This is a genomic window from Lysinibacillus sp. FSL W7-1291 (assembly GCF_038593415.1).
GTDB lineage: Bacteria > Bacillota > Bacilli > Bacillales_A > Planococcaceae > Lysinibacillus > Lysinibacillus fusiformis_D.
Genome location: NZ_CP151994.1, coordinates 2,205,930 through 2,226,971 on the forward strand (window position 1 = coordinate 2,205,930; position 21,042 = coordinate 2,226,971).

Sequence of the window (21,042 nt, forward strand, 5' to 3'; positions counted from 1 at the left end):
ACCGGGCTACTTGCCCTCAAGCAGTAGCCCTTTTATGTGCGTCATGCACGTTAATCAAAGGAGGAAATGAAAGTGGCTGAAATTAAAGTCCCTGAATTAGCAGAATCGATTACAGAAGGTAGTATCGCACAGTGGGTAAAAAAAGTGGGCGATCGCGTTGAAAAAGGTGAATTCATCGTTGAACTTGAAACAGATAAAGTAAACGCTGAAATCATTTCTGAAGAAGCAGGTGTATTAACACAAATTTTAGCTGAAGAAGGCGATACTGTACTAGTTGGTCAAGTTATCGCAGTAGTAGAAGCAGGCGAAGGCGCAGCACCTGCACCTGCAGCGGCTCCAGCTGAAGCAGCTCCGGCTCCAGCAGCGCCACAAGCAGCATCTGCACCAGTAGCAGCGGCTCCAGTTGTAGAAGAAACTTCTGGTGAGCGAGTAATCGCCTCTCCAGCAGCACGTCGTCTTGCTCGTGAAAAAGGTATCAACCTTGCAGCAGTATCTCCAGTAGATCCACAAGGACGTGTACGTGTACAAGATGTAGCAGCTCATGGTACAGCTCCAGCTGTAGCACCAGTAGCCGCACCTACATCAGTAGCAACTTCAGGTGGCCCAGTAGTATTTACACCAGCAGCTAATTCTGACCGTGTAACAGTTGAAAAAATGAGCCGTCGTCGCCAAACAATTGCTAAACGTTTATTAGAAGTGAAACAATCAACAGCAATGTTAACAACATTTAACGAAATTGACATGACAAATATCATGGCACTTCGTAAACGTAAACAAGAAGAGTTTGTAAAAGCAAACGACATCAAACTTGGTTTCATGTCATTCTTCACAAAAGCTGTTGTTGCGGCACTAAAAAAATACCCATACGTAAACGCTCAAATCTCTGGCGATGAAATTCATTTAAATAACTTCTTTGATATCGGTATTGCTGTATCAACTGAAGAAGGTTTAGTTGTACCAGTTGTACGCGATGCAAACAGCAAAAACTTTGCAGAAATCGAAAAAGATATCGCTAACTTAGCGACAAAAGCTCGTGATAAAAAATTAGGCTTAAATGACATGGCTGGTGGATCATTCACAATTACAAATGGTGGTGTATTCGGTTCATTAATGTCAACTCCTATTATGAACGGTACGCAAGCTGGTATTTTAGGTATGCACTCAATTGTTAACCGTCCAGTTGCAGTAAATGGTGAAGTTCAAATCCGTCCAATGATGTATGTAGCACTTTCTTACGATCACCGTATCATCGATGGAAAAGATTCTGTAGGATTCTTAAAAACAGTTAAAGAATTAATCGAAAATCCTGAAGATTTACTATTAAATTCATAATGCCATTCAACCCTGCGAACAATGTTCAGCAGGGTTTTTTTATGCATGACGAAAGATTTTGACCGATTCTATGTTTGAAAGAGTACTAATGTTATATCGTTTAGAGGAGCAAAAAAGACATAAACACAACTTTTCTCACATAGAGCACATACTCTATAATAAAAATTTGTTTTAATTTTCAGAAATATCGATAGAAGCTTAACGATTTAAAATGAATAGAGAACGAACAATATCCTAATATTGTCATTAGTCAGAAAAATGTTAAAACTGTCTTGACGAGTGTACTAGTTTTATAGTAGTATCTAAATATCAATTAAATAAACAAACCTCACTAACGTTTACCAGTGAGGTAGAGGCGCGGTATTTATTAGTTCATTGTTGAGTTCAAGCAAGCGAAGACGCAATGAAGAAGGAAATATCGCCGAAGTATAAAAGGAGCTCGTACTTTTATGCTGGGTCTGCAGTGAATAAGTGCAGGACTGTCCTAGTAAATGGATTTCCAGATTTACTAGGTTGTGCTATCTCGGAAAATGGAAATTATAGTGAGGATTTGGGCAACTGTCATACAAGGTAAGACCTAAGTTCAATATACTTAGGTCTTTTTTATTACAGTTGTCTTATTTTTTTACAGAAAAGGGGAGTTTTTTATGAAAAGAAAATGGTTGTTAGTAATGATCTCTATCATGACAGCAATTGTGCTAGCTGCATGTGGCACTAGCGACAAAAAGGATGGCGGTTCAGGTGATGCTGGTGCTGACAAGGAAGCAAGTGGCGGTGAATTCCGAATCGGAATGGAGGCTGGCTATCCACCATTTAACTGGACACAGCAAGGTGATGCTAATGGTGCAGTGAAAATTGCTGATAATGCAGAGTATGCAGGCGGCTACGATGTCCAAATGGCAAAAAAAATTGCTGAAGGCTTAGGCAAAGAGCTAGTCATTGTCAAAATGGAATGGGACGGATTAGTACCAGCGCTACAATCTAACAAAATTGATGCGATTATCGCGGGTATGTCACCAACTGAAGAGCGTAAGAAAACGATTGATTTTACAGAAAACTACTATACTTCTGATTTCGTTATGGTTATTAAGAAAGGTAGCAAGTATGAAAATGCAAAATCGATTCAAGATTTCTCTGGTGCTAAAATTACTTCACAATTAAATACATCGAACTACAACGTTATTGATCAAATTAACGGTGTAGAAAAACAAACAGCAATGGAAAGCTTCCCCGCAATGCGTGTTGCTTTAGAGGCTGGCAAAATTGATGGCTATGTAGCAGAACGTCCAGAAGGTATTTCCGCTGCTGCTGCCAACGATAAGTTCACATATGTCGCATTTGAAGAAGGCTTTGATACGGATCTTTCCAATACTTCGATTGCTGTAGGCTTACGTAAAGACGATGCAAACCGTGAAAAAATCAACGAAATCCTAAAAGGTATTTCGGAAGACGATCGTCAAGCGATTATGGAAGAAGCGATTTCTCAACAACCAGCAGCACAATAATGACAAGGCACGGGCTAGTTGCTGGTCCGTGCATGATCATTTCATCATTATCAAAATGAGAACCTCTCTACATAATGATAATGTCCTAGCGTAACAAATCATAGAATAGTAGAAATAGCTAGGACACGAAGGAAATAAGCAAGCAACATGACATTGTTAGGAGGAACATCATGAGTCTTGAATGGATACTTTCAATTATTGAAAACAACTGGCAAATGTTTTTACGAGGTGCGTATTATACGTTACTGATTTCGATTATTAGTACAATTATTGGTGCATTCATCGGATTTTTCATTGGAATTATGCATACGATTCCAGTTCGTAAAAAAGGTTTAAAATTTTATAGCTTAAAGCTTATTAATTTTATCCTGACATGCTATGTTGAATTTTTCCGTGGTACACCAATGATTGTACAGGCTATGGTAGTCTACTACGGACTAGATATCGCATTTGGTATCGATATGCATTTTATTACAGCAGGTATTTTAGTCGTTTCCCTTAACACAGGGGCCTATATGGCAGAAATTGTTCGAGGTGGTATTGTCTCGATTGATAATGGTCAATACGAGGCAGCGTCGGCAATTGGTATGAATCACTTCCAAATCATGCTGCATGTTGTTTTACCACAAGTAGCACGCAATGTCTTGCCGGCGACAGGTAACCAATTAATTATGAATATTAAGGATACAGCCGTATTAAATGTCATTGGGGTAACGGAATTATTCTTCCAAACAAAATCAATTTCAGGTAACAACTTCCGTTATTTTGAATCATTCTTTGTTGCATGTATTCTTTATTTTATCATGACATTTACCGCATCTCGCATCCTTCTCTATGTTGAAAAACGTCTAGATGGACCTGATGCCTATCAAAAAGAACAAAAAGAAGCTGTATAGGGGGACGCACAAATGGCAGTGATTAAGATTGAACATTTAAGTAAATCATTTGGACGTAACCAAGTGTTAAAAGATGTAAATTTCCAAGTAGAAAAAGGCGAAGTCGTTTGTTTAATTGGCTCTTCTGGTTCTGGTAAATCGACATTACTTCGTTGCATCAATTTATTAGAAACGCCAAGTGGTGGTCAAATTATTTATAAAGGGGAAGACATTTTAGATGATAAGCACAATATTCAAGAATATCGTACACATCTAGGAATGGTATTCCAGCAATTCAATTTATTTAACAATCACAATGTGTTAAACAATTGCACAGTGGGCCAAATCAAAGTATTGAAGCGATCAAAGAAAGAAGCAGAAGAAACGGCGCTTAAATATTTGAATATCGTTGGTATGGATCAATATGTGAACGCCAAGCCTCGTCAGCTTTCAGGGGGGCAAAAGCAGCGTGTGGCTATCGCTCGAGCATTGTCAATGAATCCAGATGTCATGCTATTTGATGAACCGACTTCGGCATTAGACCCAGAAATGGTCGGTGAGGTATTAAAGGTGATGCGACAGTTAGCCACTGAGGGGAATACAATGTTAATCGTGACACATGAGATGGAGTTTGCCAAAGAGGTGGCAGATCGTGTCGTCTTTATGGATAAAGGCATCATTGTCGAGGAAGGCCCGCCATCACAAGTATTAGTAAACCCTCAGCATGAACGGACAAAAGAATTTTTAAAGCGGACATTAAAATAAGCATAGAAAAAGTGAGTCCGATTTATTGGACTCACTTATTTTCTAGAATTCCATTCTGCATAAAGAACAAAGCAGATTGCAAATGCTACAGCAATAATAAAAAACCATTGCGGTACACCACCAAAACTCATCATAACACCTCAAATAGTCATTTTTTTTGGATAGAATAGCTATAGTCTTTCTTTTTTCTCCACAAAAGCCCAAAAATATTATAAAATAAGCAATAGACATTAGCTTCGGCTAGTAAAGAGAGGTAGAGAGAATATGTTACATTTAAAATGGAAAGATGCGCCAACACTACGAACGATAACTTGCAAACATACAAATGCATCAAAATACTTAGTGTCCAATGTATTAACAGTAGGGAAAGAATATGAAGTAAAAAATGAAACAGAAGAGTTCATTTTTATCATCGATAATACAGGTAATGTCGGTGGCTACTATAAAGATTATTTTGAATAACATAAAACAGGGTGGTTCAGATTATATGCTGAGCCACCCCTTTTTTGTTAATCGCGCTGATAGCCTCTGGCACCTGCCACATCTTGTAGCTGTTGTTTTTCTTGTTCAGTTGCTGTATGCAGGGCAAACACATCTTTAATCGCGGTTTGCAGTTCTCGCTGCGTTTCTTTAAATTTCGAAACCTGTTGTTCAAACGATGGACTAGAGAAGCGATCATGTGCCTGAGCTAATCGTTCTTCTAGCTGTGCATAGTGATGATCCATATGCATAGAAAGCATCATCGCCAGCTGATTTTTCCAAAGAGGAATCAAAGTGACAATCGAAAATTCAATTTTTTCCGCTAACGTTTGATTCGCCTGTTGAATCATGCGTATTTGAGGAGCCGTTTGCAGCGCTACTTGCTGTGATACTTGTAAATCATAAATACGTTGATCCAACCTTTCAATTTGTGCGGCAAAGTCATTGAGCTGCTGAATAGCAAGCGGTTGTTTCGTTGCTTGAACACTCGTTATTTGTGTGGGTAACTCAACCTCAATGGCTTGCTGTTTTTTCATTTGACCTGCTGCAATGGCAGTAGCCAGCTCCTCAAAAAATCCACGATTATGAGCATAAAGCGCTTCTAAGTTTTCGACATCCTTGATCAACTGAAGCTGTGCACGCTCTAGCTGAACGCCAATACGTTCCACCTGAATACTAATACGCTCAAATTCTGTTAATGTTTGCTTCACAGTCGGCTCTGTTTTTCCAAAGATTTTTTTGAAAAAGGTTTGTTTCTTTGGTTCTAAAGCCGTCGGGTCTATTCGATCTAACGTGTGCATTAAGGAATCAAGCATTTGACCGATTTTTGAGACGTCCTTTTGCTTCACTTGCGCAAGCATGCGATCAGCAAATTGAGACAGGGCTCGCTGTGAATCTTGCCCAAGGGACAGCAATGATTCAAAATCTGTCAAATCAATTTGACTAGCATAAAGTAAGGCACGACTTTGTGCAAGAGGCGATAGCGTTTCATAAGTCGCCATCGCCTCATTTTGTGGAGTTGTTTCTAAATAGGATTGGACTAGTGGAGAAAGCCCTGGTATGGTATTCAGTTGAAATGCGTGTTCATTTGCTGTCATTTATCGTCCCCTCGCCAATCCAATTGTTCTCTACGTCTAAGATTAGAACGATTTGCGAATTCAATCTCCATTTGTAGGGTATCAATATCATTAGCAAGCGCGTCCTTTAAATCAATTTGAATCGTATCATTTAAATCAGTTAGCGTTTCACGTGTTTTTGATAATGTTAATTGAATTTCTTTATCCTTCACAGGCTGCTTCGAAAGCATTGTATACTTATCCGTTAATTCCACAGCAGAAGGTAAGTGTGCATAGAAAAAGGGCTCTACATTATAAAATTTTCGTGGGTCTGTCTTCACAATTTTGACGATATTTTTAGAAATACGCGTCATTTCAAGTAATTGTTTAAAAGCAGATACAGAACGTACGCGTAAATAGTTTTGACTTAATGTTTGAATATGCTTATTAGCTGCTGATAATTGTGTTTCAATATGCTTGAATTCTTCTTTTGTAATACCTGCTATTTGCATGACTTTCTTTTTTTGTCTATGTTTCAGCAACGCTGTACTCGTCGCGTAGGAACCCGCAAACAGTAAACCACCAAGGAAGAATCCAGGATTTGCCGCAATTGCTGCGATAGAAACGGTCGTAAGCGAAATAAGAAAGCTGGCAGAATGTCTAGAAAAAAACTGTCCGACACTAAGCATTGTTTCATCCTCCTTGCTTTTCAATATGTCTATCTTCTTATACGAAATAATCGACATAAAGTTTCATTGAAAATGATCCCTTACATAAATTTTACTGCTATTTGTTAACTTTCTCAATGATAATACATAGAATAAGTGAATTGTTTCTCCAAATGCGTCGATTTTGTCCTCCTAATGAACGATTGTGGCATTGGCATGAGCGATTCAACGGTCATTTCCCCATATCAGTACTAATAACCATTCAAGCGTTAACTAAAACAGTAGCATCCATTCATAAATAGGATGACCCAACCCCAAAAACATTATGAATGGGAACAAAATGATAGGTCTTAGCTCAAGGGCACGTCTTTTTTAAATTGAAACTTTACCCAAATAAATTCGTAAAATAGTTAAAGGGGGAAAGAGCATGACAAAAATTTATATGATGTCGATTACTAAAAATATAGATGAACAAGTATGGGAGCAAAAGGTGATAGAAAAGATCTTTGAGAAAAAATCAAAGCTAAAAGCGTATTTATGCAAAGAGGGATATTTGAAGGAATCCAAAAATCAATATGTGAAAATCAATGAAGCATCTATCTATGTTGCGACGATTCAAAAAATAAAAATTAAATAATCGTCAGAAGTCTGAACGTGGCTTTTTGTTGCCTTTTATAGTTCTTACAATAATGCGGTGTAGTATTAATTTAATAGAAGTAGGAAGAAAGGTTTGGAGATTATTTGATGAAGAAAGATATTCAAGAGTTGCTTGATGATCACAATTTATTTGCGAGACAAATTGCTAATGTAAGGTTATCGAATTTATCATTTGATGTATATGAATTTAGAGATAACTATGTTATGCAAGTCGATTTAATATTTGCAGAAAAAAGTCAATTTGATACTATTCAAGAGGCATTTTCAGCGATCTTTAAAAAGGAATTGTTTGATGGAGAGGAGTGGGAAGTTAATGATGACCCAGACCCTTCAGGTGAACAATGGATAACGGCGTTAGAAATGGGCTGGATTAATGAGTATTACCCCCCAAAATACAGTTATATGGAGTTAGTGAACAAAGATGATTTTATCAGTAGATTTAAAAATGAGTTAGCATACCTTAATGCTCAAGAGTCCATTGTAAAAGAACTTTTAACTAGATTGAATAATGTCGAAATTATTCAAATAAAAAAGGGACATACATATGATTATATATTTGGAAAATCTGATAGTCATTATTTTTTATTTGAATGGGGAATATATGATTAGTATGTTGTTGACTATTACGAACATTAAATAACGCTCAAATGAAAAGATGTTCCTAGTTTTGGGGAATGTTTCATATCAATGTAGGGTGAAAATGGAATGCTTTCTTTACTCTTTTTGACGTCCCGTATAACAGTACAAAAAAAAAGAGCCAGACTAAACAATGTCTGACTCCATACGTACGTATCCTTTTAACTCATCGTACAATTCTAATGAAAATGAATTGGAATCAGCTTGAGGGCTGACGCCTTTTTGGACAAAAAGGAGGAATTCATTAAGCGCTTTTTCAGAGCCTTCTACTTCCACTTCAATTTGCTCTGCGTCATTCAATCGGCAGTAGCCTTTTAACCCTAATTCAATAGCTTTTTGTTTGATGAAAAAACGGTAGCCTGTGCCGTAAACATCACCAAAAAATTTGATACTTGCTCGTTTGTTCAAGGGAATACCTCCTAGCTAATGGGGGAGAGGGATGAGCCTCTCCGTTTATTGCATGACACGTTCTTTTTCTAAATAGGCAATTAAGTTATTAATATAATAAAGAACATGCTTAGATGCCTCATCTACTTCCTTTAAATGGACATCGGCTTGCTCGATATGGCCAGCTTTATGGGCTTCTGCAGCAAGCTTCGCTGATTCATGGACACGTAAATGATAGCCATCCAACTCATGATAGTCCTGTAAATGGCCGAAACGTTCTACTGTTCGTGGCGCTGTGTACCATTTGCCAAGTCGGCAGTCTCTATGAGAAGAAACATCGCTTGGTTCCACTTTTTCTAGGCCAAGGAACATATTATAAATGCGCCATTTCCATAAAATATGATCAGCCTTCGATAATTGTAAAAGAGCAATAGATGAAAGCTGCACATTATTGTTGGCAATAATATCATTACGGAAACGGTTAATTTCTTTCCCTAATAAATGAATGTCACTGGATGTATTATGGCTATAATCACGAATATCTTCCTGCAAACTTGAAATTTCAATCATTCTCGCAGAGACTTCATCAATTGCAGCTGCTTGTTGTTGTGAAATGGCTGCTGTATTTGTAACATCTAAATTAATGCCTTCAATCGCATGCACAATGGCATTTAATAATGGTAATGAATCTTTTGCCTCGACAGTAGCTTCTTTAATGATGGCTGTCGTTTCTGTAATGGAATGAGACACATCATTGGAATAACTCTTTAAATGATGAACATTCGCAGATACTTCGCTTAGAGCAGAGACCGTGTTTTCAGCTAGCTTTCGTACTTCTTGTGCTACGACCGCAAAGCCTTTTCCATGTTCACCTGCACGTGCGGCTTCGATGGAGGCATTGAGAGCAAGTAAATTCGTCTGATCTGCAATTTGGTTGATTAACGTGACAACCTGCTCAATATCATTTACCCGCTTTTGCAATTCTGAAAATGATTCTACGATAGAAGTAAACGTTTCTTCCGTTTTAAAAATTTCTGATAAGGCATGCTCAATCGCATTTTTCCCTTGCGTTGCATGGTCAACAGATTCAGTCGTTTTCTCAGATATATGAGAAGACATACGCGCTACCTCATTAATAGAAGCGGCAATCTGTTCTGTTGCAGCAGTGGAGGATTGAATTTCCTCATTTTGTTTATCTAAGCTAAAGACCAAATCTTTCATGTACATAATTTTGGCATTAACATCCATTAAAGAGGATACTTCGCCCACTACATTTTCAATAATGCGTTCCGTCAAGACTTCCACTAATAATTCTTGATCGACATTGACAGCGGATTGGAATGATTTCATAAATTGAAATGCCTTATTCGGCTTGATACCAAAATTGTGTAAAATATATGTCGTAATATAGAATGCGAATTGATTAAATACGACAATTAGTTTACCAGGCTCATATTGATGCTTGCGAAATAGATTGAAAAATTTGACAGTTTCGTCTACATAATTATCATCACGTGTTGCTAAGAAAAATTGTGTTAAGTATTGATTGATATTTTCTTCACTAATGGTTAATTGAGAGGTAGGGGATATCTCGCTTAAATAATGATGAAAAATGGCATTCATGGAGGGGGTAATATCTTTTAGCTTTTGATAGAGTGTCCTCAAATGCTCCTCATCCTGTGAATGAAAATGGTTGAATGCCAGTGTTTGATGGAATCGGCCTGTTGCATGCAAATCCGTACCACGTTTTAGAAGTTCTTCTAACTCTGCTTTAGGTCGAATACTTGAAAACATAAAAATTCCTCCCAAAAAGTATGTATAATAAGGTAATAATAGCATAATTCAGGTGGTTTTAATAGACATTTCAGATGTGTTTGCTAAAATGAAATTATCTAATGACAGCAAGGAATGGGCAAATATGTATACAATTATTTACATGAAAGCGGACTACGAGCCTTGGTGGAAATTTGAAGGCTGGGAAGCTTTTATTCAAACACAAGATACATTTGAAACGAAGGAGCTTTTTGAAAGTGCATTACAGCAAAAATTAGCACACTTTCGTTCCTCTTATGACAATGAAATGACGAAAGAAGGGCAGTATTGGGCTTTTTGGTCTGATGACGAAAGCTTCTATTGTGAGGCTTGTGATGACGATGCACAAGTTTATCATGGCATTATTGCTTGTAAAATCGGAGAGTTGTAAAAAGATTTTGAAATAAAGTAAAAAAACAATTTCTTTATTTGACAAAATTATGAATGGCGGTTATACTTAGGTTAACAATTTAATTGCTTCACCGGAAACATGAATTCACATATTACAAAAAGTGATCGCGTTAGTTCGGTACTCTTTGTAATATGTGAATTTTTTTCATTCCTTGAAGAAATTACATATTGTTCACTTTTATTTTTTGGAGGTTTTCTTAAATGAAACAAGGTACAGTAAAATGGTTTAACTCAGAAAAAGGTTTTGGATTCATCGAAGTTGAAGGTGAAAACGACGTATTCGTACACTTCTCAGCTATCCAAGGCGAAGGTTTCAAAACACTTGACGAAGGTCAAAAAGTGGAATTCGAAGTTGTAGATGGCAACCGCGGACCACAAGCTGCTAACGTAACTAAACTTTAATTCTCAGTAATTAAAAAATACTTTCGTTAAACCCAGACATCCTATGCAAATAGGATGTCTTTTTTTGTAGCATTTAAAAGTTTAAGGGATTACAAATCATTATTTAGGTTATATATAGAGTAGTGGATAGAATGAGCAAAGTGAAGGATAGCCCGCAAAAATGGAGAGCATCTGAGCAAAGAGGTGGATAGGATAGCAAAAGTAGCGGATAGACTGCGTAAAGCGAAGGATAGCTTTATGAAAGTAGTGGATAGAATGAGCAAAGCGAAGGATAGCTGCAAAAATGGAGAGCATCCGAGCAAAGCGGTGGATAGAATAGCAAAAGTAGCGGATAGACTGCGTAAAGCGAAGGATAGCTTTATGAAAGTAGTGGATAGAATCTGTAAAATGAAGGATAGCCCGCAAAATTGGAGTGCAACTGAGCAAAGCGGTGGATAGGATAGCAAAAGTAGCGGATAGACTGCGTAAAGCGAAGGATAGCTTTATGAAAGTAGTGGATAGAATCTTCAAAGTAAAGGATAGCTCGCAAAATTGGAGGGCAACTGAGCAAAGCGGTGGATAGAATAGCAAAAGTAGCGGATAGACTGCGTAAAGCGAAGGATAGCTTTATGAAAGTAGCGGATAGACCACACAAAGCGAAGGATAGCCTGCAAAATTGAAGGGCAACCGTGCTAAGTAGAGAAAAGACTGCACTTAATAGTAGCGAATACCATGGAAAAAATTCTAGATTGTTTGTAATAATGAAGGAGGTAGATGGATTTGCAGAATGTAGAAAAATTGCCTGAGGAACAGGAGCAGCAAGATTTTTATCAGAAGTTGCGTATGAAATTAGTAGCTTTTCTTGGATCGAAGAAGGGGAAAAAGAATAAATTTACGCCTTATTTAATGTTTGTGCCTGATTTATTTCATTTATTAATTAAAACAGTAACCGATGCGGGTGTAGATAAGAAAAGTCGAGCTTTAATAGGGGCTTCTATTGCGTATTTTGTGCTGCCGATTGATCTGATGCCAGAGGGATTATTAGGCTTTGGTGGCTACTTAGATGATGTGGTGCTGGCGACTTTTGTGATCAATACGATCATTAATAAATTGGGGCCGGAAGTAGTGGAAAAGCATTGGACAGGGGACGATAAGCTGTTACATGTGCTACAAAAAGTTGCAGAAGTGAGTGATGAGGTAGTCAGTAAGATCCCTGTGAAATCACCAATCGCTCAGTTTGTGAAGCAAGAAAGTAAGGATAAATAATAATATTATGTAAACTCTATTCCCCCAAAAAATGAACCTGCTTACCACAGGTTCATTTTTTATGTTGCGCTTCTAATAAATGATGGAGCTGTTGAACGGGTACGAACAGGCCGACACGACCAATCGGCTCATGTTTCATCGTCGCAAAGATAATGCCAATGACCTTCCCCTGTTGGTCGATTACAGGGCTACCACTATTCCCCCGATAAACCGGGGCTTTCAGCATCATAACGGGCTCCTGCCAATCCTCTAATTGAATGGATTCTAGTAGTGTCCCTTCATTCGCAATACCTGTAAAGGCGAGAGGGTTACCAATAAAATAAATATGTTCATCCGCAGAAAAAGGTGGATCTTCTGCTAGTGGGAGATAGGGGAGTTGCTCGGCCTCCACTTGTACTAGAGCTAAATCTACTGCTGGATAACTTTCGATTAACGTTGCCTCCATCAATCCCTCGTCTGGAAATACAACAGATAATGAAGTGGCATCTTCTACTACGTGGGCATTGGTGACAATAAGCCCGTCAGGAGAAATGGCAAAACCAGTGCCTTTGCTAGAGCCAGTCGAGATTTCAACGACTGCCTTTTTATAGGTTTGTATATCCTCTTGTGCCGAGAGTCGGGTTGAAACTTTGATGAATTCAATCGCTGGAATGGAATAAATTTGAAAAACTAAGGCGAATGTATTGAAAAATAGGACCATTGCCATGCCCCACACCATCCAACGCACAAGAGGTTTTTGTTTTTTGGGCTTTTTTCCATGAAGCCGTTCTTCTCGTTCTCGTGCTAATGCTTTTTGTTGTTCTTCGAGTACGAGCTCAATGAATTCTTCTTCCGTCAATTCTTCTTGCTTGGATGTTGCATTATGTATGTCACTCATATAAGACCCCCTAAGCTAAAATAACAGGTGCCCAAGCTGGACGCCTGTTATCATCAAACTATTCTATTTTTTGCAAGGTGGATGTTACAACAAATGGTTCATCTTGATCTGTCTCCATCGTATCCTCTATGCGAATTAGGCCTATATCTTTCACAAAATATTTGGTCGTCGTCATTTGATCTTTAGAGCGGGTTAGCTGGATCACATCTTGATAAATGTTTGTTCCTGTATCAACAGTGGCGGTCGTTGATTGAATGGTCCAGCCTTGAAAACTTGTCCCAACTTGTAATGGCTTTTGAAGAATTGTTTCCAGTACAGGATAAGAAGCTGCCTCTGCTGCACTTGGCAAACTTGGATTGCTGTCAACTGGTTCCCGATAGACAAGATCAATATTTGTATCCGTTATGCGATAGATTTTTAAGAGAGTCACACCACCATTATCCTCTATTTGTGCAATATGCTGTGGATCGAGATAGGTTGTACGCAGTGTGAAGCTAGCAAACTCATTTCCTTCTCCTTGAAAATAGGCCGTAGACCCATCAGCTGGAAAATAGGAGAGAAGCGATGTTTGTTTCTGCTCAACAGGCTGTTTGTCCTCCGCAGTTGGCGTGGGCTCTACTTTTCCTTCTTCATTACAACCAGTGAGTAAAAATGCAAGAGAAAATACTAGGACAAAGTGTCTCATAGGCATACTCCTTCGCTATTTTCTTTCATTATACGTGAATGCGAGACGTTATACGAGTGATATGAGGTTAATATAAATAATTATATTATGTAAACTATAATCAGAAACTTGTCTCCCATGGGAAAATTAACTATGATAGAAATGAAGTTGAAGAGTGGGGGGCAAAGATATGTATAGACAAATTGATGATTTTTTACAGGAATGGTCGAATGCATCTAAAGGAACACTGCAAGTATTACAGGCTCTAACAGATGATAAGCTAAATCAAAATATTGTGGAGGGCCACAGTACACTTGGCTGGCTAGGCTGGCATTTAGTTGGGGCTGCAGGCTATTTTAGTTATCTGGCAGGCTTAAAGGTGCCAATGATTCGACAAGAAGATCCCGTACCAACGACAGCTGCTGACATTGTGACAGCCTATGAAAATATTGCCAATGGTATTAAAGAGGAAGTGGCAAAGCTTTCTAACGAAGATTTACTAGAGGTAGTCAATGGCTTTACAGCGCCAATGCCAAAAGGGGCTTTATTACGTGTATTGATCGACCATCAAACACATCATCGTGGACAAATGACGGTTCTGCTACGTCAAGCTGGTTTACCAGTACCTGGTGTGATGGGACCAACAAAAGAAATGCAATAATTATTCAAGCGGCAGATAAATCATTTATCTGCTGTATTTCTAAAAATTGACACTTACCTACTAGTAAGTTAGTATAAAACCATGACAAATAGAAAAACGCAAATTATAGAATTATCATTGAAGCATATTCAGGAAAAAGGTTTCACATCATTTAGTTATGACCATTTAGCTAAAGAGCTTGGCGTTACGAAGGCAAGTATTCATTATCATTTTGAAAAGAAAGGAGACTTAGGGGTTGCGGTTTGCGAAAGGATTCAACAAGGGCTAAAAGGGACGTATAAAACGATTCAAGATTCCGCTATACCAGTGGAGGAAAAACCTTTTGCTTTTATTTTGCAACGAGTAAAATGCCTAGAAAAAGAGGGTGTTTGTCCTATTTCAGCTTTACAGGCAGATTATCAAGAATTACCACAACGGATGCAAGACAAGCTACAACAGCTTAGTCAAATGGAAATCGATGTTTTTATAGCCCTATTGAAGGAAGCCAAACAACAGGGTGCACTCCAAGCGACGGATGATTTAGAGTCTCTAGCCATATTGCTTATTTCTAGTACAAAGGGTGCGTTACAATATAAACGCGTTTTAGGAGAAGCGTTTTTTGTAAAAATGCTGGAGCAATTAAAGGCGTTATTAAAATAATTTTCTAAATAAGAAGGAGAGATGTGCATGGTACGAAGAGTCGTTGTGACTGGATATGGTGTTGTATCTCCATTAGGGAATACAGTTTCAGCCCTATGGGAGAATATAAAAACTGGGAAATCAGGAATTCAAAAAATTCAAGGAGAGCAATTCAGCGGTATTAATACGCAAATTGCAGGGACGATTACAGATTTTGACGCAACACAGTATATGGATAAAAAAGAAATCAGTAAATATGATTTATTTGTGCAATATGCAGTTGCCGCTTCTCAACAAGCTTTAGAGCAAGCCAATTTAAATATGGAGCAGATCGATAAGGAGCGTCTAGGTGTTTATGTTGGCTCAGGCATTGGTGGTATTGAGACGATTTTAGAGAATCATCAAGCAATGCTCGATAATGGGCCTAGAAGGGTGTCCCCATTCATGGTGCCAATGATGATTAGCAATATGGCCGCGGGAATATTAGCGATACAAACAGGCTTTAAAGGGCCAAGCTTTTCACCTGTCTCAGCCTGTGCAACAGGAAACCAAGCGATTGGAGAAGCCTTCTTAGCTATACGACATGGCTATGCGGACGGCATTTTAGCAGGTGGAGCAGAGGCGCCCATCAACCCACTTAGCTTTGCAGGTTTCTCACGAATGAAAGCAATGTCCACCAGAAATGATGAGCCAATAAAAGCAAGCCGTCCCTTCGACAGTGAGCGAGATGGCTTTGTCATGTCAGAAGGAGCTGGCATCGTGTTCTTAGAGGAATATGAACATGCCAAACAAAGGGGCGCAACGATTCTTGGTGAGATTGTAGGCTATGGTGTCACAACAGATGCTTACCACATTACAGCACCTGATTATACGGGCGCTGCCAATGCGATGAAATTAGCCTTAAAAATGGGCGATATAGATGTATCCACTGTCGATTACATTAATGCGCATGGTACTAGTACACCAGAGGGCGATAAATCCGAAACAAAGGCAATTAAAAGTGTCTTTGGTGAACATGCCTATCACTTAAAGGTGAGCTCTACAAAATCGATGACAGGGCATCTCTTTGGAGCGGCTGGGGGCATCGAAGCCATTATTACATTGAAAAGTATAATGGAAGGCATCATTCCGCCAACCATTAATTACGAAACACCAGATCCAGAGTGTGATTTAAACTATGTGCCGAACAAGGCACTGCAACAACCTGTCAATATTGCGTTATCCAATGGTTTTGGCTTTGGAGGTCATAATGCCGTACTAGCGTTTAAAAAGGTTGAGGAATAAAAATCGAGTAATCGTTGATGAAAAGAATGGTAGGAGCATCCAGCTTCTTACCATTCTTTTATTTTTGCCCCTCCTAAGAAATCGTTTCATTCAATAAGCCGTGATAATAATAAATCAATCAAAAGCTATATTATGGTAATTGGAAGAGGTAGAGAATTATCAGCAGGACAAGCAAATCTCTATGTCGTGGGGGAGTGGTTGTATCAGGGGCTTTTCAAGGTTTCGATCAAAACTAGTTATTATCACCTAAACAAAAAATTCTTTCAATCTTTCTTAATCAAATGTCCTTTACCACTGCCTCTAATGCTGTTTTATTTCCGTGTACATCCGAAATAATTGCAATTTTGCCCCTCCTAAATCATCTTTTGTATCTTAATAGCATTCTATAAATTATGACAGCATCCGCTACAAAAAAATCCTCTACCTAATGCTGGTAGAGGATTTTTGGTAGAAATTAGCTTAAGCCTTGGCTGTCTTTCCACTCTAAGAATTCATCATATGTTAATTGTTTATCTAAAATTGAGCCGTCTTCACGGATTTCGATGACACGGTTGGCGATTGTTTGGATAAACTGATGGTCATGTGATGTGAAAATCATGGCACCTTTGAAACGAATTAAGCCTTCGTTCAATGCTTGAATGGATTCAAGGTCAAGGTGGTTCGTTGGTTCATCAAGTAAAATCACGTTTGCTGTCGCAAGCATCATTTTTGATAACATACAACGAACTTTTTCGCCTCCTGATAGAACAGCAGGGGATTTTTTCACTTCTTCACCAGAGAATAGCATACGTCCTAAGAATCCACGTAGGAAGCTTTCTGTTTCATCGTCTGGAGAATATTGACGTAGCCATTCCACTAATGTTTTCTCAGAACCTTCAAAGTACTTGTCATGATCGTTTTCGAAGTAGCTTTGAGATGTTGTGACACCCCATTTAAATGATCCAGCATCTGCTTCTTTTTCTTCCATTAAGATATCAAGAAGGGCTGTTTTCGCCATTGGGCTACCAAGTAAAACGATTTTGTCTTCTTTGTTCATAGAGAAGCGAATGTCTTTGAATAATGTTGCGCCTTCATGACTTGCTGTCAAATCTTCTACTGTCAGTACATCATTACCGATTTCACGACCGATTTGGAAGTTGATAAATGGATATTTACGGCTTGATGGCTTAATATCATCGAGCTCAATTTTATCCAGCATTTTTTTACGAGATGTTGCTTGTTTTGATTTAGAAGCATTCGCAGAGAAGCGTGCGATAAACGCTTGTAATTCTTTAATTTTTTCTTCTTTTTTCGAATTTTGATCTTGCGCCATTTTTTGCGCTAATTGAGAAGATTCATACCAAAAATCATAGTTACCTACGTATAATTGGATTTTAGAGAAGTCCAAATCCGCAATATGTGTACATACTTTGTTTAAGAAGTGACGGTCATGGGATACTACGATGACTGTATTTTCAAAGTTAATCAGGAATTCCTCTAACCATTGAATCGCCTTTAAGTCAAGGTGGTTGGTAGGCTCATCGAGTAAAAGGACATCAGGCTGACCAAATAGTGCCTGTGCAAGTAAAACTTTGACTTTGTCAGAACCTTCAAGATCGCCCATTAGCATGTAATGAAGATCATCTGAGATACCTAAACCGTTTAATAATGTTGCAGCTTCTGATTCAGCTTCCCAACCGTTTAGCTCGGCAAATTCACCTTCTAGCTCAGCTGCACGCATGCCATCTTCATCTGAGAAGTCTTCCTTCGCATAGATAGCGTCTTTTTCTGTTTTTACGTCATAGAGGCGTTTATTCCCCATAATAACTGTGTCGAGCACTGTATGCTCATCGTATTCAAAGTGGTTTTGTTTTAGGACAGATAAACGTTCGTCCTTGCCCATGGATACGTTACCTTCTTGGGCTTCAATTTCACCAGAAAGGATTTTTAAAAATGTTGATTTACCAGCACCATTTGCCCCAATTAAACCGTAGCAATTTCCTGGTGTGAATTTTATATTTACGTCTTCAAATAGTTTACGATCGCCATAGCGAAGACCTACATTACTAACTTGAATCATGCAAGTTCCTCCTTTTTTCACAATGGCTCTAGTATAGCATGAAATATGTTCCATAGTCTATAAACATTATTAAATCAAGGTTTGGCGTTCTTTCAATAGTTTTTGTTAAACAAAAACTGAATAAAGATACATTTTTAAAATTTTTCTTGCTGTAACTTTCTTTTAGGATGAGACGTCTACATTGTAGTGTGATTAACTGTTTTTGCAAAAGAATAGAAAAATGACATCATTTACCACATGGATATTGTTTGCTTCTTCACAAAGCTATCAACTAAAATAATGCTGATTGTTTACATTCAAGGAAACAGCGTCCTGATCATCACTGGTGTGTAGGCACGTCATCCCCGATTTGATTGCTAGCCGATCGTTCCTTTCAATCATCCTAGTTTTCGCAACTAGCATTGTCTAACAGATGGACAAAAAACATCCAATCCTCAAAAAATGATTACATTCATGAGTTTAGGTGAATCCTTTCAAACCAAAGAATTCCGTAGATGAGGCGTTTTAGTTAGCTTTACAGACATGCTTTCATATGGATGCACAGAAAATAGGACATTCAGCTCTTCCAAGAGGCGGAAATGATGATAAAATAAACATGTTTGTGGAAATATTAGTTATCGGAGGTACTTTATGGGTAAGGGCTTATTATGGACAGCCACTTGTGTAATAGTAGTTTTACTTGGGTTTGGAAGCTACTATTTTATAAAAGAAATGACGAACTCTATGGCATACAATAAATTAGTGGATGAGTATAAAAAGCCAGAGCCAATCAAAAATATAGAGACAGAGTATGATGTCATTGTCATTGGTGGTGAACCTGAGGGAGTAGCTGCGGCAGTGGCTGCGGCACGAAATGGTGCTAAAACTTTATTGGTAGAAAAACGACAAGAGTTAGGTGGATTATTTACATACGGTATGTTGAATTTCCTTGATATTCCGCGTGATGGTCGTAACAACTCAATTAGTGAAGGTATTTTTAAGGAATGGCATGAGCTGGTGACAGGGAAAGATGCGTTTGGCATTGTTGGTGCTAAGGCTGCCTTTAAAAAACTGATCGATGAAGAACCTAATTTAACCTTGTCGGTGCAAACCGAGGTCGTGAAAGCGAATGTTCATCAACAACAATTAACGTCAGTGGAATTAAAAAATGAGTACGGTACATATGTAGTGACAGGGAAATCATTTATAGATGCCACGCAGGATGCTGATTTTGCGGCCATGTCCAACGTTCCTTTCTTTGTGGGAGGAGAAGATATTGGCATAAAAGATAAACGCATGGCTGTGACATTAATGTTGCATTTGAAAAATGTCGATTGGGATGAAGTAAAAAAAGCGGCTAAATCCGATGTGTTTGGCGGTGCTAATTTGAATCATACCGTGATGTGGGGCTTTACAAAGCTCCATGATGAATACAAGCCCTTGCAAGAGGGTACAAGATTAAGAGGGTTAAACTTAGCTCGTGTAGATGATGAATATTTTATTAATGCATTACAGATTTTTGGTATTGATGGCTTAAATGATAACTCGAAACAAGCTGCTATTGTCGCAGGAAAGAAAGAAACGTTACACATTCTAGAATATTTACAAGCGAATTTTCCAGGGTTTGAAAAGGCTGAAATTATTAGTTATCCAGAGGAACTTTATGTAAGAGAAACGAGACATATTTGGGCGGAATATCAATTAACGATGGCTGACCTGTGGAAAAATAGTGACCAATGGGATAGCATTGGGATTGCTTCTTATCCAGTCGATGTGCAAGCACAAACGGCGCATGATTATGGGTATGTCATTGCAGCGCCAAAGCAGTATGCTATTCCTTTCCGTTCATTAGTACCGAAGGACATTGATGGCTTATTGGTGGTTGGACGCTCTGCAGGGTATTCATCACTGGCGGCAGGTAGTGCGCGCATTGTTCCGACAGGGATGGTGACAGGTGAAGCGGCCGGGACTGCGGCTGCACTAGTCACGGAAGAGGATGTAACCTTTAGAGATATGAGCAAGGATAAACAGTTCATTGCTACGTTAAGAAAACAGCTCGATAAACAGGGAGCCTATGTCGATGCCTTTTCAGTAGAGTACCCATATCAAGGGAAATGGTATGATGAAGCTATTCAAACACTTATTAACTATGGCCTAGTGGTGGGTGGTTATGATAATGATTTAAAAGTGGACAGCCAGGCGACAAAAATAAAGTTTGCTAAAATGTTAAAAGAGAGTATGCTACGAGCTGGTGGAGAAAGTGCAGCAGGTATGAGTGATCAGCTCGAAACTGTCATCAATAAAGTTTATAATAATGGCGAAGAAGCCATTGAACGTGATGAGATGGCTCAATATTTGGCTGACGTCCTCATTGGTGAATCCAATGCGACTAGCTGGGATACATTAATGGAAAAAGGAATTGTCACTGAAAAAGTAGCAAAGAAAATTTCAGACAATAAGAAATTAAAATTAAAAGAGATGTACGCCATCATGGCTGATGTCATTCATTATGTAGAAAAGAAGCATTCCTCTTCTTGAGGAATGTTTCAGACTGTAGACAAGTTCGAAAAATTTGAGCGTTTGCCTACAGTTTTTTTATTTTACAATAATATAAAGCCGTTGATTTCCACTATGGGCAGCCTCACTCAGTCAGAGATCTCCTTTTGTTTC

The 21,042-nt window shown here is 38.5% G+C and carries 22 protein-coding genes and 1 riboswitch; of the genes, 15 read left to right on the forward strand and 7 right to left on the reverse strand.

The window, feature by feature from the left end:
- The first annotated feature begins 72 nt into the window (after positions 1-72).
- The 5 genes from odhB to NST76_RS10805 all read left to right on the forward strand — a co-directional run bounded on the left by odhB (position 73) and on the right by NST76_RS10805 (position 4,939).
- Positions 73-1,332, forward strand: coding sequence for a 2-oxoglutarate dehydrogenase complex dihydrolipoyllysine-residue succinyltransferase (gene odhB, locus NST76_RS10785; protein ID WP_249645685.1), 1,260 nt, complete (start codon positions 73-75; stop codon positions 1,330-1,332).
- A gap of 342 nt (positions 1,333-1,674) precedes the next feature.
- Positions 1,675-1,861, forward strand: a riboswitch (Lysine riboswitch).
- 118 nt (positions 1,862-1,979) lie between these two features.
- Entirely contained in the window at positions 1,980-2,837 is an 858-nt protein-coding gene (locus NST76_RS10790; protein ID WP_036126033.1) for a transporter substrate-binding domain-containing protein, read from the forward strand.
- Between the two features lie 170 nt (positions 2,838-3,007).
- Positions 3,008-3,733, forward strand: a complete 726-nt coding sequence (locus NST76_RS10795) for an amino acid ABC transporter permease (RefSeq protein WP_036126030.1) — start codon at positions 3,008-3,010, stop codon at positions 3,731-3,733.
- Positions 3,734-3,745: 12 nt separating this feature from the next.
- Complete coding sequence (locus tag NST76_RS10800) at positions 3,746-4,477, forward strand: amino acid ABC transporter ATP-binding protein (protein ID WP_036126028.1); 732 nt, start codon at positions 3,746-3,748, stop codon at positions 4,475-4,477.
- A 264-nt stretch (positions 4,478-4,741) separates the two neighbouring features.
- On the forward strand, positions 4,742-4,939 hold the full coding sequence (locus NST76_RS10805) for a DUF6501 family protein (RefSeq protein WP_036126026.1): 198 nt from the start codon (positions 4,742-4,744) through the stop codon (positions 4,937-4,939).
- Positions 4,940-4,986: 47 nt separating this feature from the next.
- Here the strand turns inward: NST76_RS10805 and NST76_RS10810 are convergent, their stop codons facing one another.
- Positions 4,987-6,054, reverse strand: coding sequence for a toxic anion resistance protein (locus NST76_RS10810; RefSeq protein ID WP_058844434.1), 1,068 nt, complete (start codon positions 6,052-6,054; stop codon positions 4,987-4,989).
- Entirely contained in the window at positions 6,051-6,701 is a 651-nt protein-coding gene (locus NST76_RS10815; RefSeq protein ID WP_036126015.1) for a 5-bromo-4-chloroindolyl phosphate hydrolysis family protein, read from the reverse strand. Before NST76_RS10815 ends, NST76_RS10810 begins: the two co-directional genes overlap by 4 nt.
- 406 nt (positions 6,702-7,107) lie before the next feature.
- On the opposite strand from NST76_RS10815, the gene NST76_RS10820 reads away from it, so the two are divergent.
- Together NST76_RS10820 and NST76_RS10825 are read left to right on the forward strand one after the other, a co-directional pair.
- A complete protein-coding gene (locus tag NST76_RS10820; RefSeq protein ID WP_271913365.1) occupies positions 7,108-7,317 on the forward strand; it encodes a hypothetical protein in 210 nt (69 codons plus the stop codon).
- Between the two features lie 107 nt (positions 7,318-7,424).
- The gene (locus NST76_RS10825) at positions 7,425-7,946 is read left to right on the forward strand and encodes a hypothetical protein (protein ID WP_342545198.1); all 522 of its coding nucleotides are present in this window, start codon (positions 7,425-7,427) and stop codon (positions 7,944-7,946) included.
- 153 nt (positions 7,947-8,099) lie between these two features.
- Here the strand turns inward: NST76_RS10825 and NST76_RS10830 are convergent, their stop codons facing one another.
- Entirely contained in the window at positions 8,100-8,381 is a 282-nt protein-coding gene (locus NST76_RS10830; protein WP_036126007.1) for an acylphosphatase, read from the reverse strand.
- Between the two features lie 45 nt (positions 8,382-8,426).
- The gene (locus NST76_RS10835; protein WP_036126005.1) at positions 8,427-10,154 is read right to left on the reverse strand and encodes a methyl-accepting chemotaxis protein; all 1,728 of its coding nucleotides are present in this window, start codon (positions 10,152-10,154) and stop codon (positions 8,427-8,429) included.
- A gap of 88 nt (positions 10,155-10,242) precedes the next feature.
- Here NST76_RS10835 and NST76_RS10840 point away from each other — a divergent pair, with 88 nt between their 5' ends.
- From NST76_RS10840 to NST76_RS10855, 4 genes are all read left to right on the forward strand, one after another.
- Positions 10,243-10,563: a DUF1033 family protein gene (locus tag NST76_RS10840; protein WP_230593917.1), complete on the forward strand. Its 321-nt coding sequence runs from the start codon at positions 10,243-10,245 to the stop codon at positions 10,561-10,563.
- Between the two features lie 221 nt (positions 10,564-10,784).
- Positions 10,785-10,985 carry a cold-shock protein gene (locus NST76_RS10845; protein WP_004230088.1) on the forward strand — a complete coding sequence of 67 codons (201 nt, stop codon included), beginning with the start codon at positions 10,785-10,787 and terminating at the stop codon, positions 10,983-10,985.
- A gap of 183 nt (positions 10,986-11,168) precedes the next feature.
- Positions 11,169-11,423: a hypothetical protein gene (locus tag NST76_RS10850; protein ID WP_271913387.1), complete on the forward strand. Its 255-nt coding sequence runs from the start codon at positions 11,169-11,171 to the stop codon at positions 11,421-11,423.
- A gap of 315 nt (positions 11,424-11,738) precedes the next feature.
- Positions 11,739-12,230 (forward strand): DUF1232 domain-containing protein, encoded by a 492-nt coding sequence (locus NST76_RS10855; RefSeq protein WP_271913390.1) that lies wholly within the window; start codon positions 11,739-11,741, stop codon positions 12,228-12,230.
- 52 nt (positions 12,231-12,282) lie between these two features.
- On the opposite strand, the gene NST76_RS10860 is transcribed toward NST76_RS10855, so the two are convergent.
- Both NST76_RS10860 and NST76_RS10865 read right to left on the reverse strand, forming a co-directional pair.
- Complete coding sequence (locus tag NST76_RS10860) at positions 12,283-13,107, reverse strand: serine protease (protein ID WP_089933597.1); 825 nt, start codon at positions 13,105-13,107, stop codon at positions 12,283-12,285.
- 58 nt (positions 13,108-13,165) lie between these two features.
- Positions 13,166-13,792 (reverse strand): hypothetical protein, encoded by a 627-nt coding sequence (locus NST76_RS10865; RefSeq protein WP_089933593.1) that lies wholly within the window; start codon positions 13,790-13,792, stop codon positions 13,166-13,168.
- A gap of 169 nt (positions 13,793-13,961) precedes the next feature.
- Here NST76_RS10865 and NST76_RS10870 point away from each other — a divergent pair, with 169 nt between their 5' ends.
- The 3 genes from NST76_RS10870 to fabF all read left to right on the forward strand — a co-directional run bounded on the left by NST76_RS10870 (position 13,962) and on the right by fabF (position 16,334).
- Positions 13,962-14,432 (forward strand): DinB family protein, encoded by a 471-nt coding sequence (locus NST76_RS10870; RefSeq protein WP_036125994.1) that lies wholly within the window; start codon positions 13,962-13,964, stop codon positions 14,430-14,432.
- Between the two features lie 81 nt (positions 14,433-14,513).
- Positions 14,514-15,071, forward strand: coding sequence for a TetR/AcrR family transcriptional regulator (locus NST76_RS10875; protein ID WP_036125992.1), 558 nt, complete (start codon positions 14,514-14,516; stop codon positions 15,069-15,071).
- 27 nt (positions 15,072-15,098) lie between these two features.
- On the forward strand, positions 15,099-16,334 hold the full coding sequence (gene fabF / locus NST76_RS10880; protein ID WP_342545202.1) for a beta-ketoacyl-ACP synthase II: 1,236 nt from the start codon (positions 15,099-15,101) through the stop codon (positions 16,332-16,334).
- Between the two features lie 454 nt (positions 16,335-16,788).
- On the opposite strand, the gene NST76_RS10885 is transcribed toward fabF, so the two are convergent.
- Positions 16,789-18,393, reverse strand: a complete 1,605-nt coding sequence (locus NST76_RS10885; RefSeq protein ID WP_036125988.1) for an ATP-binding cassette domain-containing protein — start codon at positions 18,391-18,393, stop codon at positions 16,789-16,791.
- Positions 18,394-19,023: 630 nt separating this feature from the next.
- Between NST76_RS10885 and NST76_RS10890 the strand changes: the two genes are divergently transcribed.
- Complete coding sequence (locus NST76_RS10890) at positions 19,024-20,910, forward strand: FAD-dependent oxidoreductase (protein ID WP_342545203.1); 1,887 nt, start codon at positions 19,024-19,026, stop codon at positions 20,908-20,910.
- Positions 20,911-21,042 lie beyond the last annotated feature (132 nt).